Origin of the sequence: Pseudofrankia sp. DC12 (assembly GCF_000966285.1) — a bacterium.
GTDB lineage: Bacteria > Actinomycetota > Actinomycetes > Frankiales > Frankiaceae > Pseudofrankia.
This window is the reverse complement of the sequence record NZ_KQ031391.1, coordinates 236,017-250,567: the sequence shown is the minus strand read 5'-3', so window position 1 is coordinate 250,567 and position 14,551 is coordinate 236,017. Positions and strand designations below refer to the sequence as shown.

Below are 14,551 nucleotides of genomic sequence, written 5' to 3'. Positions count from 1 at the left end.
ACCCGACGCTGCACGTCAGCCACGTCCGCGGCGCCACTCGCGGCTCAGCAGCCAGGCGAGGTAGAGGCCGCCGACGACCCCGGTGGCGACGCCGACCGGGAGCTGGGTGGGCGCGAAGGCCCGTTGGGCCGCGAGGTCACTCGCCGTCAGCAGCAGGGCACCGGTCAGCGCGGACGGGATGATGTTGGGCCCGGGCCGCCTCGTCAGCCGCCGGGTGACCTGTGGCGCGGCCAGCGCCACGAAGACGATCGGACCGGCGCAGGCGGTGGCGGCCGCGCTCAGACCGACGCCGACGACGACGCTGGCGGCCCGGGCCCGCTCGGCGTGCACGCCGAGCGCCCGGGCCGTGTCATCGCCGAGCTCCAGCATCCGCAGGTCGCGGCCGAGCCAGCTCGCCAGTGGCAGCAGCACGGCGACCGCGACGGCGACGGGGCGGACGTGCTCCCAGCCGCGTCCGTTGAGGCTGCCGGTCAGCCAGACGGCCGCCGACTCGGCGTCGTTGATGCTGGCCCGGGTCAGCAGGAAGTCGTTGACCGAGGAGAGCATCGCCGCGATGCCGATCCCGACCAGGATGAGCCGGTAGCCCGCCACCCCGCGCTTCATCGCCAGCAGGTACACCAGCAGCGCGGTGGCGACACCGCCGACGACGGCCCCGGTGGCGACCTGGGCCATCGTCCCGTGCGCCACCAGGATGACCAGCAGCGCCCCGGTCGCCGCGCCGGTGTCGAACCCGATGATGTCCGGCGAGCCGAGCGGGTTGCACGACAGGCTCTGGAACATCGCGCCCCCGACCCCGAGCGCGACGCCGACCAGCACCCCGGTCAGCAGCCGGGGGAGCCGCAGGGTGATCACGATGAAGCGCGTCGAGGCGTCGCCGCCGCCCAGCAGGGCGCGGACCACGTCCGGCAGCGGGATGTGGTAGTCGCCCGTGGTCAGCGCGACACAGCCGACGGCCACGAGGAGCGCCACCAGCGCCGCCCCGACCACGCACGACCGCACCGGCACCAGCAGCGACACCCGCCGCCCCGGCGTGCCGAGCACCCGGGCCCGGCCCTGGGCGGCCCGGCCCGGGGCGCGCGCGTCGACGAGGCTGGTCACAACGCGGCCAGCCGCCGCCGGCGGGCCAGCAGCACCAGGACCGGCGCCCCCACGAACGCCGTCACGATGCCGGCCTCGATCTCACCCGGGCGGGCGACGACCCGGCCGGCGATGTCCGCGGCCAGCAGCAGGATCGGCGCGAGGACCATCGAGTAGGGCAGCACCCAGCGCTGGTCGGGGCCGGTGATGGCGCGGGCCACGTGCGGGACCGTCAGCCCGACGAAGCCGATCGGGCCGGCGGCCGCCGTGGCAGCTCCGCACAGCAGGGTGGTCGCCCCGATCCCGAGGATCCTGGTCCGGCCCAGGTGGACGCCCAGCGCCCGGCCGGCCTCGTCGCCGAGCGCGATCGCGTTCAGCGGCCGGGCCAGCCCGAGCGCGACCACCGCGCCGCCGAGCAGGAACGGCCCGGTCTGCCAGACCACGGACAGGCTCCGCCCGGCCAGCCCGCCGACGGACCAGAACCGGTAGCCGTCGAAGGTCGTCGGGCTGGTCAGGGCGAGCCCCCAGACGAACGCGATCAGCACCGCGCTGACCGCCGCGCCGGCCAGCGCCAGCCGGACCGGGGTGGCGGTCGAGCGGCCCCTCGCGCCCAGCAGGTAGACGGCGACCGCGGCGACCGCGGCGCCGGCCAGCGCGAACCAGACGTAGGCGGCCGGGGAACGCAGGCCCAGCGCCCCTATGGCGACCACCACCGCGGCGGCGGCGCCGGCGTTCACGCCGAGCAGGCCCGGGTCGGCGAGCGGGTTGCGGGTCAGTGCCTGCATGACGGCCCCGGCCAGCCCCAGCCCGGCGCCGACCGTGAGGCCGAGCAGCGTGCGCGGCACCCGCAGGGTCCGGATGACCACGCCGTCGCCGGAGCCGTCGTAGTGGAACAGCTCATGGACGACGGTGCCCGGTGGGATGGGCTTCGCGCCGACCGCCAGGCTCGCCAGCGCGACGAACGCGAGCACGGCGAGCGCGGCGACGAGGCCCGCGGCCCGGGATCCCGTCCGGCCGCCACGGCGGGCCGGGGCGGCCGGCGCGGCGGAGCGAGGCCGATCGATGACGTCCACGCGCTTCGCCGGCCCTAGCCGACCGGGACCGCGGCCTCGCCGCGCCCGCCGGCGTGCGAGCGGACCTGGCCGCGGCGCTCTGCCATCGAGCGCACGAGCTCACCGGCCCGCACGGCCACGTTCGACAGCAGGGTCGAGGAGATGCCGTGCGAGTGCTCGGTCGCCCCGAGCACGTACAGGTCGGCGCGGACGTCGGGGGTCGTCGCCAGCCGGTAGTCGCGGTCCAGTGCCGGCTTCCCGGCCGCGTCGTCCAGGCAGTACCCGGACATGGTGGCGAGCAGCTGGCGCGGGTCCCGGGACCGGTACCCGGTGGCGAAGACGATGACGTCGGCCTCGACGGTCTCCCGGTTGCCGGTCGGCAGGAACTCGACGTCGGCGGCGACACCGGACTCGACCGGGCGCAGCTCGGCGAGCCGGGACGCCCGCATGATCCGCAGCCGTTCCCGGCCCTGCACCTTCTCCTGGTAGACGCGGCGGTAGAGCTCGTCGATGAGGTCGATGTCGACCACCGAGTAGTTGGTGGCCCGGTGGTAGCCGTTGAGCATGTCCTTCACCGCCGGTGGCGAGGCGTAGAAGTCGTCCACGGCGGTCGGGTCGAAGATCTGGTTCGCGAACGCGCTGTTGTCGGCCGGGCTGTAGCCGTACCGGGAGAACAGCGCGACGACCTGGGCGCGCGGGTACCGGGTGTGCAGGAACTCGGTGACCTCGGCCGCGCTCTGGCCGGCGCCGACGACGACGAACCGGTCGCGCACCATCGAGGGCAGCTTCCCGACCCGGCCGAGCAGGTCGTGGTTGTGCCAGACCCGCTCGGACTGCTCGATGCCCGGCGGCAGGACCGGCTCCAGCCCGGCGGCGATGACGACGCCGCGGGCCCGGCGCACGACCGTCTGGCCGGTCTGTCCCCGGACGGCGACGACGTCCACCATCGTGACCTCGCCGTCGACCGTCACCGGCCGGATGTCGACCACCCGGGTGTCGTACTCGACGAGGCCGTCCAGCCGGCGGGCCGCCCATTCCAGGTAGTCGTGGAACTCGGCCCGCAGCGGGAACATCGTCTTGTGATTGATGAAGTCGACCAGGCGGTCGCGTTCGTGCAGGAATGACAGATAGCTGAAATCGCTGGCCGGATTGCGCAGGGTTACCAGGTCCTTCAGGTAGGACACCTGCATCGTGGCCCCGTCGAGGAGCATGCCGCGGTGCCAGCCGAACCGCGGCTGGCGCTCCAGGAACGAAATTCTCAGCGCCGCCGCCGGCGGCACCCGCGCGTTGTGCTCCGTCGCGGCTATGGCCAGAGCCAGGTTCGACGGACCGAATCCAATTCCGACGATGTCCAGAATGCCGATGTCCGTGGACGCCGGACCTCTCACCACGCCCGATCCTCCGGTCCCTGGGCGCGCCGCCCTTTCCCGTCGGTAACGAGACGCGTACGCAAGATCTACTAAAGGAAACCTTACCTATATTCGGGGTGACCCTCCGGGGTGTCAAGCCTCGGTCGCGGCTGGGGCCGGCGGCGGGACGGGTCGCTTGGCCGGGCCGCGTTGGGGCTGGCGGGGCCCGGCATCGTAAGTTAACCTATCTTTAGTATATTGACGCATCGTAATACTATCGACACTTCAGGTAGTCGATGACCGCACCGATTGGAGGGGTTGACGATCGTCGTGAGATTAGGTTAGGAATACCTAACTTCTTCGGGCAGGCAGTGGCCGCCCGCTGTCGCCGAGCATGCGGGCCGCGGGCTGCGCCTGCGCGGGCCCCGACGGGTGCGTGGGTCATCGGACGGCGCGGGCATGATCCGTCAGGACGGTGCTGGGTTGAACAGCTCGACGGGCAGCCGGCTGTTGCGTGCGCAACTGCTGCGTCGGCGGGGGGACCTCACGCTCGGCGCGGCCGCCACCGTCGTCCAGCAGACCGCGATGCTCGCCCTCCCGTGGTGCATCCAGCGCGCCCTCGACCGCGGGGTCACCCCTGGCTCGGCGCGCGGCACGCTCACCTGGGCGATCCCGACCGCGCTGGTCGCCGTGGTGTTCATGCTCGGCGGCGTCGGCGGCCTGCGCTGGTCTGGCCGGGCCGCGAACCGGGTCTCGCACGCGCTGCGAGCGGCGCTCGTCGAGCGGGTCGCCGCCTTCGACCGCCCCGCCCTGGCCCGCTACGGGCACGGCGACCTGGCGACCAGGGCCACCCGGGACGTCGACCTGATCCGGCTGTGGGTGGCGAGCCTCGCCATCTGGGTGCGGATCCTCGTCACGATCGTTCTGGTGCTCCCGGCCCTCGCCCTGCTGGAATGGCCGCTGCTGGTCGTCGGGGTGGCCACGATCCCGCTGGTCGCGCTGGCCAACGCCTATTTCCCCGGGCGGTTCGACGCCGCGAACGAGCAGCTCTCGACGGCGTTCGCGGCCCGCGCCGACGCCGTGGAGGACCTGCTCTCGGCCAGTGCCGCGGTCCGCGGGCTCGGCGGCGAGGCTACCCTCGTGCGTCGCCATCACGAGCGCAGCGCCGCCGTCACCGACCACACGCTGACCGCGGCGCGGATCTCCGCCTCGTGGTCGGCCGTGCCGCCGGCCGTGCCCCGGCTCGCGATCGCGGCCGGCCTCGCGATCGGGGGGACGGCCGTGCTGCACGGCGGCCTGACCGTCGGCGGCCTGGTCGCCTTCACCTCCTGGATGACCACCCTGACGCTGGCCGTCACGATCGCCGTCGACCTGCTCTCCCAGCGCGGCCAGGCGCTGGTCGCCGCCGGCCGCATCGCCGAGATCCTCGACACCCCGGTCGCCGACGACGGCCCCGCCGACGCCGAGACCCCGCCGCCGGGCGCGGCGCTGGCGGCCGCCGGGGTGACCGCCCGGCGCGACGGGCGCCTGGTGCTCGGGCCGGTCGACCTGAGCGTCGATCCCGGCGAGCTCGTCGCCGTCACCGGCCCGACCGGCAGCGGCAAGACGACGCTCGCCCGGGTGCTGTGCCGGTTGGAGGACCCGGCGACCGGCTCGGTCAGCCTGGGCGGCGTCGACCTGCGCCGGGTCTCCCGGCTCGAGCTGGCCAACCGGGTCGGGCTGGTACCGCAGCGGCCGCTGATCCTCGCCGGCACGGTCGCGGACAACCTGCGGGTCGGGCGTGAGATCGCTCTGGACGAGCTGCGCGCGGCGTGCGCCGTCGCCGCCGTCGACGAGTTCGTCGAGAGCCTGCCCGACGGCTACGACACCGAGCTCGGTGAACGCGGGGCGACCGTCTCCGGCGGCCAGGCCCAGCGGCTGGCGCTGGCCCGCGGGCTGGTCGGCCGGCCGGACGTGCTGATTCTCGACGACGTGACGGCGGCGGTCGACGCCGAAACCGAGGCCACGATCCTGCGGCGGCTGCAGGCCTGGTCGCCGGGTACCGCGCTGCTGGTGATCTCGCACCGCCCGAGCGTGCTGGCCGGGGCCGACCGCGTGCTGCGGCTGGAGCCGGCCGGCTCGCGCCCGGGGGAGCCCGGGCCGGCGCCCGACCTGGGCGCGCGGGAGCCCGAACCGGCCGGTCAACCGGGCGACGAGGAGATCGTCAGGGTGGGCGGCGGCAATGGCTGAGATCCGGGTGCTGGCCGAGAACCCCTCCACCGCGCGGGTGTTCCGGCGCTTCTGGCCCTACCTGCGACCGCACCGGGCGATCTTCGCCGCCGCGCTGCTGGCCAACGTGGCCAGCTCGGCGGCGGTGGTCGGGATCGCGCCCGCGATCGGCCTCGGGGTCGACGCGGTCACGGCCGGCGACCAGCGCCGGCTGTGGTGGGCGGTCGGCCTGATGGTCGGCCTCGTCGGCGCCCGGGTGGTGCTGCTGCGCTCGTCGGAGGTGCTGCTCTCGGCGGCCGGGGAACGCGCGATCCGGGGGCTGCGTGACCTCGTCGTCGACCGGGTCGCCCGCGCGCCGCTGCGGTTCATCGAGGCCCACCGCACCGGCGACCTGCTGCGCCGGTCGACCGGCGAGATCTCCGACCTGACCCTGTTCCTGCGCGACCAGCTTCCCAACCTACTCGGCTTCGGGCTGACCGTCGCGCTCACGACGGCGCTGCTGCTGGTCTACTCGTGGCTGCTCGCGCTGTTGCTGCTCGCCCTGTTCATGCCGGTCGCGATCGTGGTCGTGGCCTGGTTCAGCCGGGGCGCGCCGGCGGCGTTCGGGCGCCAGGCCGCGGCGGACGCCGCGCTGACCGCGACTTTCACCGAGACGCTCAACGCCCACGAGGCGCTGGTCGCGCCGGGCCGGCCGCAGGAGTGGGTGCGCCGCTTCCGGGTCGACAACGACGCGCTGCTGGGCGCGGCCGACCGGACCGTCGCGGTCCAGAGCCGCCTCGAGCTGTTCGGGATGATCGAGGGCCTGGCCACCGCGGCGCTGCTGCTGGTCAGCGTCTGGCTGGTGCGGGCCGGTCAGCTCAGCGTCGGCACGGTCGTCGTGTTCGTCGTCGCGACCCGCAACCTGTTCGAGAGCATGCTGACGCTCTCGGGCCTGGCCGGCCAGGCACAGCTGGCCCGGACCGGACTGGGCCGCCTGACGGACCTGCTCGACGCACTGGCGCCGGCCGGGCCCGCCGCGGGGGAACCGGCGGTGGGGGCGCGGCTGCCGGCCCGGGGCGACCTGGTTGCCGACGGGCTGCGCTTCGGCTACGCCGAGGGCGCGGACGTGCTGCGTGACGTCTCGGTGGCGTTCCCGTCCGGTGACCGGGCCGGCCTGGTCGGCGTCACCGGGTCCGGCAAGACCACCTTGGCGAAGCTGCTGACCGGGCTCTACGAGCCCGACGCCGGGACGGTGCGCTACGGCGGCGTCGACCTGCGCGCGGCCCACCCGGACGAGGTCCGGGCCCGCATCGTGCTCATCCCGCAGCAGGTGCACATCATCACCGGCACGCTGGCCGAGAACCTGGCGCTCGCGCCGGGCGCGCCGGACCGGGCCGCGATGGAGCGGGCGGTCGAGCGGCTGGGCCTGGGCGAGTGGACGGCGCGGCTCGGCGGCCTGGACGCGGACGTCGGCATGCGCGGCTCCCGGCTGTCCGCCGGCGAGCGCCAGATCGTCGGGCTGCTGCGGGCCGCGCTCGTCGACCCGCCGGTGCTGCTGCTCGACGAGGCGACCGCCGACCTGGACCCGGACGCCGCGCGACGGCTGGAAACGGCGGTGGAAAGGCTGCGCCCGGGCCGGACTCTGATCGTGATCGCGCATCGGCCCGCGACGATCGAACGCCTGCCGCGCATCGTCCGCGTCGAAAGCGGCCAGCTGAGCTGACCCCGCCCCGAGCGTCGAAATGGGGGCAATCCCGATGACGCATCGGGGTAGACAACCATGAGCGTTTTAGGTAAACCTAACTTAAGATTAAGCGGCCCTAAGCTACCGGCTGAGATCCAAGGAGACGGCACCTCATGTCGACCAACCCGTTCGATGACGAAATGGGCAGCTTCTACGTCCTGGTCAACGCCGAGGGCCAGCACTCCCTGTGGCCGACGTTCGCGCCGGTGCCGGCCGGCTGGACGACCGTGTACGGAGCGGCGAGCCGGCCGGACTGCCTGGAGTACGTCGAGGCGAACTGGACCGACCTGCGGCCGGCCAGCCTGGTCGCCCGGATGACGGCCGATCGTCAGCCGACGGGCCCCCTGGCCACCCAGGCCAGCCCCGACGCCGGCGCGTCGCGATGACCGCCCCGGCGGTCTACCGCGAACGGACGGTGCCGCTGGCCGGTGACCCGCTCGCGGCGGCGGTGTCGTTCGCCCGCCGTGCCGACGGGCCGGTCAGCGTCTACGAGCGGGACGGCGTGTGGCACTGCGGCTCCGGTGCCCTGGCCGAGATCGTCCTGTACTGGGACGAGATCCGCTACCGGGTGGGGGAGCGGTGGCGGGTCGAGCCGGTCGACGACGCGCCGCTGCGCGTCCTGGCCGGCGTCCTGGCCGGGATCCCGGTCACGGACTGGCGGGCCTGCGGCTGGGCCGGCTTCGAGCTGGGCCCGCGCACCCTGGGGCTGCCCGGCCCGGCCGGCCCCGACCCGCTGGTCCATCTGGTCATCCCGGCCCGGGAGGCACGGCTGTCGGCGACCGGCGCGCTGCTGCGCGCGCCCGACCCGGCCGACCTGGACGTCCTGGCCGAGCTGGTCGGCGCCGCCGTGGCCGCCGAGCCGGCCGAGCCCGCGGCGCTCGCCGACCTCGAGTACGACGCCGACGGCTACCGGCAGATCGTCACCCGGGCCGTCGAGGACATCCACGCCGGCCGGCTGCGCAAGGTGATCCTCTCGCGGGTCGTCCCCGTCGAGGGCGAGATCGACCTGGTCGCGAGCTTCGAGCGCGGCCGGCGCGGGAACACGCCGGCACGGTCGTTCCTGCTCGACCTGGCCGGCCTGCGCGCGATCGGCTTCAGCCCTGAGATGGTCCTCGAGGTGGACGCAGGTGGCTGGGTCTCGACCCAGCCACTGGCCGGCACGGCGGCGTTCGACGGCCCCGGCGCGGCCGGCGGGGACGGCAACCGGGCCCGGCGCGAGGCGCTGCTGCGGGACCCGAAGGAGATCTACGAGCACGCGGTGTCGGTGCAGGCGGCGCAGGAGGAGCTACGGCCGCTGTGCGCGCCGGGCACCCTGGTCGTCGACGAGTTCATGAACGTGTTGGAGCGGGGCAGCGTCCAGCATCTGGCCTCGCGGGTCAGCGGCCAGCTCACCGCCGACCGGGACGCCTGGGACGCGCTGGCCGTCGTCTTCCCGTCGATCACGGCGACCGGCGTGCCGAAGGACCTCGCCTGCGCGGCGATCCGGCGCTACGAGCCGAGGCCACGCGGCCTCTACAGCGGTGCCGTGATCAGTGCTACCGCCGACGGCGCCCTGGACGCCGCCCTCGTCCTGCGGACCGTCTTCCAGCGTGACGGCCAGACCTGGCTGCGGGCCGGCGCCGGCATCGTCGGCGCGTCGCGTCCCGAGCGCGAGCTGGAGGAGACGCGGGAGAAGCTGCGCAGCGTCAGCCGGTTCCTCGTCCCGGCCCAGCCGGCCCCGGCCACCGCCGGCGCTGACCCGGGCGACGAGCTGGAGGCGTTGCGGCGCAGCGTGGCCGAGCTGATCGAGGAGGACCCGGCCTCGCTCGGGGACGACGACAACCTGTTCGAGCGCGGGCTGGAGTCGATCGCGCTGATCAGGGCGATCGGGCAGTGGCGGCGGGCCGGCGTCGAGGTGAACTTCGCCGAGCTGGCCGAGAACCCGACCCTGGACGGCTGGTTCAAGCTGCTGTCCGCCCGGCGTCCTGCGGCCGCGGCTGGGGCCGTGGCCGCGGTCGCCGAGACCGGGTCGGTCGGCGTCAACCCGGTGAGCGCCGGGCCGGCCGAGGCCGCGGCGGGCCCGGACGACGACGGCGAGTTCCCGCTGGCCGTCATGCAGCACGCCTACTGGATCGGGCGCGGCGCCCGACAGTCCTACGGCGGGGTCGCCGCGCACCTGTACAGCGAGTTCGACGGCGACGGGGTCGACCCGGCCCGGCTGGCCGTCGCGGTCGAGCGGCTGATCCAGCGGCACGAGGCGCTGCGGACCCGGGTCACCGACCTCGGTGGCCAGGTCGTCGAGCAGGCCGCCGGCTGGCGCGGCCTGACCGTGCACGACCTGCGCGACCTGGACGACGACGCCGCCGAGCAGCGGCTGGCCGCCGTCCGCGATCGGCTGTCCCACCAACTGCTCGACATCGAGCGCGGCGAGGTCTTCGCCACCGAGCTGAGCCTGCGCCCGGATGGGACGACCCGGCTGCACCTTGACGTCGACATGGTCGCCGCCGACGCCGTCAGCTACCGAGTCCTGCTGGCCGACCTGGCCGACCTGTACGGCCGCCCGGACGCGGTCGCGCCGGCGCCGGCTTACAGCTACCGCCGGTACCGCGCCGAGCGCGCGGCCGCCCGCCTCGGCGAGCGGGGGACCGCGCGCGGCGAGGCGGCGGCCCGGGCTCGGCGGGCCTGGCTTGACCGGCTGCCCGGCCTGCCCGGCCCGCCCCAGCTCGCGCTCACCCCGGCCGCTGATAGGCCCACCGGAGGCGGTCCGGCCGCTGCCCCCCGGGTGTCCCGGCGCCACTTCAGGCTGCCGCCGTCGGCCCGCGCGGCCCTCGACCAGGCCGCGCACCGGCACGGCGTCACGCCGGCGATGGCCGTCGCGACCGCCTTCGCCGAGGTCCTCGGCGGCTGGAGCGCGCAGCCACGCTTCCTGCTCAACGTCCCGCTGTTCGACCGCGAGCAGCTGCACCCCGACGTGAACCGGATCGTCGGCGACTTCACCAGCTCGGTGCTGCTGGAGATCGACCTGACCGACCGGGTCCCCTTCGTCGAACGCGCCCGCCAGGTCCAGACACGGCTGCACGCCGACGCCGCCCACGCCGGCTACTCCGGCGTCGAGGTGCTGCGCGACCTGGGCCGCCACCATGGCGAGCCCGTCCTCGCGCCGGTCGTCTTCACCAGCGCGCTCGGGCTCGGCGAGCTGTTCGACGCCTCGGTGCGGCGGGAGTTCGGCCGGCCGGTGTGGATCATCTCGCAGGGCCCGCAGGTCCTGCTGGACGCGCAGGTCACCGAGCTCGACGGCGGGCTGCTGGTCAACTGGGACATCCGCGAGGGCGTGTTCGAGCCCGGCGTCGTCGACGCGATGTTCGCCGCGTTCGAGCGCCTCGTCCGTGGCCTGGCCCAGCCGGGCCCGGCCGCCAGCCCGGCGGCGACCGCCTGGGCGGAGCCGGTCGACGGGCTGCTCGACCCCTCGGTGCGCGACGTGCGCCGCCGGGTCGGCGCGGTGGCCGGACCGGCGTCCACCCGGCTGCTGCACGAGGGCTTCTTCGCCGCGGCGGCCGACCGTCCCGACGCGCCGGCCCTGCTGTGGGACGAGCCGGGCCACGAGCGGCGGTCGCTGTCCTACGGCACGCTCGCCACGCGGGCGCGGGCGGTGGCCGGGGTGCTCGCCGCCCGCGGCGTCCGGCCGGGCGACCTGGTCGGCGTCAGCCTCCCGAAGGGGCCGGACCAGGTCGTCGCCGTGCTCGGCGTGCTGGCCGCCGGTGCGGCCTACGTGCCGGTCGGGGTCGACCAGCCGGCGGCCCGGATCGAGCGGATCGTCGCGACCGCGGGCTTCGCCACGGTCATCACCAGCCGTCCCGACGCCGACTGGCCGGCCGGCGTGACCCCGCTGCGCCTCGACGAGGCGCTCGCGGCCGGCACCGGCGTCGCGGCGGAGCTCATCCTGCGCGCGGCCGACGACCCGGCGCGCCTCGACGAGCCGGCGTACGTCCTGTTCACCTCGGGGTCGACCGGGCAGCCCAAGGGCGTCGAGGTCGGGCACCGGGCCGCGATGAACACCCTCGACGACCTGGTCGAGCGGCTCGGGGTCGGCCCGGACGACAGGACGCTGGGCGTCTCCGCGCTCGACTTCGACCTGTCGGTCTTCGACCTGTTCGCCCCGCTGTCCGTCGGGGGCGCGGTGGTGCTCGTCGACGAGGAGTCCCGCCGCGAGGCGGCCCGGTGGGCCGACCTGATCGCCGGCCACGGCGTTACGGTCCTCAACTGCGTGCCGGCCGTGCTCGACCTGGTCCTCGCCACCGGCACACCCCTGGGCACAGGGCTGCGCGCGGTCCTGCTCGGCGGGGACAAGGTCGGCGTCGACCTGCCGGCCCGGCTCGCCGCGGCCGTTCCCGGCTGCCGGTTCCTCGCGCTCGGCGGCACGACCGAGACCGCCATCCACTCGACGATCTGCGAGGTCGTGGGCGGCGCGGCGCGCCCGGAGTGGTGCTCGGTGCCCTACGGCACCCCGCTGCGCAACGTCCGCCTGCGGGTCGTCGACACGCTCGGCCGCGACTGTCCCGACCACGTGGCGGGCGAGCTGTGGATCGGCGGCGCCGGCGTCGCCCGGGGCTACCGGGCCGACCCCGAGCGGACGGCCGACCGGTTCGTCACCCACGGCGGTGAGCGCTGGTACCGCACCGGCGACCTCGCCCGCTACCTGCCGGACGGGGCCGTCGAGTTCCTGGGGCGCCGCGACCACCAGGTCAAGATCCGGGGCTTCCGGATCGAGCTCGGCGAGATCGAGGCGGCCCTGGCCGCGCTGCCCGGCGTCCGGGCGGGCGTGGCAGCGCTGACCGCAGGCGCGGACGGACGCCCGGCGGCGCTCGGCGCGGTCGTCGCGGCCGGCCCGGCGCCGGACGCGGCCGGCGACCCGGCGGCGATCAGGATCGCCCTGCGGTCCGCGCTGCCGCCGCACATGGTTCCCGACCGGGTCGTCGTCGTGACCGAGCTGCCGCTCAGCGCCAACGGGAAGATCGACCGCGGCGCCGTCGGCGTGCTGCTCGAACGGGAGCTGGCCGGGCCCCGGCCGGCGTCCCAGCCGCCGCGCTCAGATCTGGAACGGGTGATCCTCGCGGTCTGGCGGCACGTCCTCGGCGTCGGCGAGGGTGGCGTCCTCGACGAGTTCTTCGCGCTGGGCGGCGACTCGGTGCTGGCCACCGCTGTGGTCGCCCGGCTGCGCGAGGAGCTCGACACCGGCGAGGTGACGGTCCGGATGCTGTTCGGCGCGCCGACGGTGGCCGGGCTCGCGGAGCAGCTGCGGGCGGCCGAGACCACGCCGGGGCGGCTCGACCGCGTCGCCTCGATCGCCTGGGAGATCGAGTCCCTGTCCGACGAGGAGATCGAGGCCCGGCTGCTCGACGGCTCGGACGCCGGGATGGACCTGTGAGCGCGCCGCTGGCCGCCGCGTCGGCCGCCGGCCCGGGCCTCGCGGCGGGCTGGGTCCGCTGGCCGGCCGCCGCCGCCGACCGCTACGTGGCGGAGGGCTACTGGCAGGGCGGCTCGCTGGGTGAGCGGCTGCGCGGCTGGGCCGAGCGGTACGGCGCCGCGACCGCCCTCGTCGCCGCGCCGCCGTCAGGGCCGGTCCGGCTCTCCTACGCCGACCTCGACCGGGCCGCCGATGACCTGGCGGCGGGGCTCGCCGGGATCGGCGTCAGCGGCGGCGACCGGGTCGTGGTCCACCTGCCCAACCGGGTCGAGTTCGTGACGCTGCTGTTCGCGCTGTGCCGGCTGGGCGCGATCCCGGTGCTGACACTTCCCGCGCACCGGCGGGTAGAGATCGAGCACCTGGCCCGGCTGTCCGGCGCCGTCGCCTACGCGATCCCGGACACGCACGAGGGCTTCGACCACCGGGCGCTGGCCGAGGAGATCGTCACCGCGGTCCCGGCCGTGCGCCACGTGCTGGTGGCCGGGGCTCCCGGCCCGTTCACCGGCCTCGACGCGCTGGCCGCGGCCGGCGCCGCCGCCCGGGCCGGCGGTCCGGCCCAGCCGCAGCCCCCCGACCCGGCCGGCGTCGCGGTGCTGCTCATCTCCGGCGGCACCACCGGCAAGCCCAAGCTGATCCCGCGCACCCACTGGGACTACGGCTACAACGCCGAGGCCAGCGCCCGGCTGTGCGGGCTGCGGGCCGAGGACACCTACCTGGTCGCGCTGCCCGCCGCGCACAACTTCCCGTTGGCGTGCCCGGGCGTCCTGGGGGCGCTCGGGGTCGGCGCGACCGTGGTCCTGGCTCCCTCGCCCAGCCCCGAGACCGCCTTCGGCCTGATCGCCAGGGAACGCGTGACGGTGACGGCCCTGGTGCCGGCGCTGGCACGGATCTGGGTCGACGCCGCCGAGTGGGAGCGGCCCGACACCTCCAGCCTGCGCCTGCTCCAGGTCGGGGGTGCCCGGCTGGACGCGGAGCTCGCCCGGCGCATCCGGCCGGCCCTGGGCGCCCGCGTCCAGCAGGTCTTCGGCATGGCCGAGGGCCTGCTGAACTACACCCGCCTCGACGAGGACGACGAGCTGGCCGCCACCACCCAGGGCCGGCCGCTCGCCGCCGCGGACGAGATCCGGGTCGTCGACCCCGACGGCGCCGACGTGGCGCCCGGCGCCGTCGGCGAGCTGTGGACCCGCGGCCCGTACACCGTGCGCGGCTACTACCGGGCCGCCGAGCACAACGCCACCGCCTTCAGCCCGGACGGCTTCTACCGGACCGGCGACCTCGTCCGCGTCACGCCGAGCGGCAACCTGGTCGTCGAGGGCCGCATCAAGGACGTGGTCAACCGCGGCGGCGAGAACGTCTCCGCGACCGAGCTCGAGGAGCATCTGCTCGCGCACCCGTCGATCGCCCAGGCCGCCGTCATCGCGGCCCCGGACGAGCAGGTCGGCGAGAGCGTCCGCGCGGTGATCGTCCCGGTCCCCGGGGCGGCGCCGACCCTCAGGGCGGTCAAGGCCTACCTGCGCGAGCGCGGGCTCGCCCGCTTCATGCTCCCCGACCTGCTCACGGTGCTCGACGCGCTGCCGCTGACCCCCGTCGGAAAGATCGACAAACGGGAGCTGCGGCGCCGCCTCGGCTAGCGCCGGCCCTGCCGGCCGGCCTCACCGTTCCGGGCCCCTCCCGTCGCGCGCTCGCGCGCCCGCCTTAC

General features: G+C 75.4%; 8 protein-coding genes and 1 pseudogene. 6 read left to right on the top strand and 3 right to left on the bottom strand.

The window, feature by feature from the left end; genetic code table 11:
• Nucleotides 1-15: 15 nt before the first annotated feature.
• Genes FRADC12_RS00940 through FRADC12_RS00930 form a run of 3 tightly spaced genes read right to left on the bottom strand, consistent with a single transcriptional unit; the run spans nucleotide 16 to nucleotide 3,520 of the window.
• Complete coding sequence (locus FRADC12_RS00940) at nucleotides 16-1,098, bottom strand: FecCD family ABC transporter permease (RefSeq protein WP_052710615.1); 1,083 nt, start codon at nucleotides 1,096-1,098, stop codon at nucleotides 16-18.
• Entirely contained in the window at nucleotides 1,095-2,150 is a 1,056-nt protein-coding gene (locus tag FRADC12_RS00935; RefSeq protein ID WP_045875190.1) for a FecCD family ABC transporter permease, read from the bottom strand. Before FRADC12_RS00935 ends, FRADC12_RS00940 begins: the two co-directional genes overlap by 4 nt.
• Nucleotides 2,151-2,164: 14 nt before the next feature.
• Nucleotides 2,165-3,520, bottom strand: coding sequence for a lysine N(6)-hydroxylase/L-ornithine N(5)-oxygenase family protein (locus tag FRADC12_RS00930; protein ID WP_045875189.1), 1,356 nt, complete (start codon nucleotides 3,518-3,520; stop codon nucleotides 2,165-2,167).
• A gap of 441 nt (nucleotides 3,521-3,961) precedes the next feature.
• Here FRADC12_RS00930 and FRADC12_RS00925 point away from each other — a divergent pair, with 441 nt between their 5' ends.
• The 6 genes and pseudogenes from FRADC12_RS00925 to FRADC12_RS00905 all read left to right on the top strand — a co-directional run bounded on the left by FRADC12_RS00925 (nucleotide 3,962) and on the right by FRADC12_RS00905 (nucleotide 14,483).
• Nucleotides 3,962-5,707, top strand: coding sequence for an ABC transporter ATP-binding protein (locus tag FRADC12_RS00925; protein WP_084011243.1), 1,746 nt, complete (start codon nucleotides 3,962-3,964; stop codon nucleotides 5,705-5,707).
• Nucleotides 5,700-6,581, top strand: a pseudogene (locus tag FRADC12_RS34715) (ABC transporter transmembrane domain-containing protein); the annotation flags it as partial. The gene FRADC12_RS00925 and the pseudogene FRADC12_RS34715, both read left to right, overlap by 8 nt.
• 18 nt (nucleotides 6,582-6,599) lie before the next feature.
• Nucleotides 6,600-7,388: an ATP-binding cassette domain-containing protein gene (locus tag FRADC12_RS34710; protein WP_502685300.1), complete on the top strand. Its 789-nt coding sequence runs from the start codon at nucleotides 6,600-6,602 to the stop codon at nucleotides 7,386-7,388.
• Nucleotides 7,389-7,522: 134 nt separating this feature from the next.
• Entirely contained in the window at nucleotides 7,523-7,795 is a 273-nt protein-coding gene (locus FRADC12_RS00915) for an MbtH family protein (protein ID WP_045875186.1), read from the top strand.
• A complete protein-coding gene (locus FRADC12_RS00910; RefSeq protein WP_084010381.1) occupies nucleotides 7,792-12,813 on the top strand; it encodes a salicylate synthase in 5,022 nt (1,673 codons plus the stop codon). The genes FRADC12_RS00915 and FRADC12_RS00910 overlap by 4 nt, the downstream gene beginning before the upstream one ends.
• Nucleotides 12,810-14,483, top strand: a complete 1,674-nt coding sequence (locus FRADC12_RS00905; protein WP_045875185.1) for a (2,3-dihydroxybenzoyl)adenylate synthase — start codon at nucleotides 12,810-12,812, stop codon at nucleotides 14,481-14,483. Before FRADC12_RS00910 ends, FRADC12_RS00905 begins: the two co-directional genes overlap by 4 nt.
• The last annotated feature ends 68 nt before the right edge of the window (nucleotides 14,484-14,551 follow it).

Bases quoted from the DNA above. Each gene is read 5' to 3' on its own strand.
- FRADC12_RS00910 (WP_084010381.1), top strand. From the start codon at position 7,792: ATGACCGCCCCGGCGGTCTACCGCGAACGGACGGTGCCGCTGGCCGGT.
- FRADC12_RS00915 (WP_045875186.1), top strand. From the start codon at position 7,523: ATGTCGACCAACCCGTTCGATGACGAAATGGGCAGCTTCTACGTCCTG.
- FRADC12_RS34710 (WP_502685300.1), top strand. From the start codon at position 6,600: ATGCTGACGCTCTCGGGCCTGGCCGGCCAGGCACAGCTGGCCCGGACC.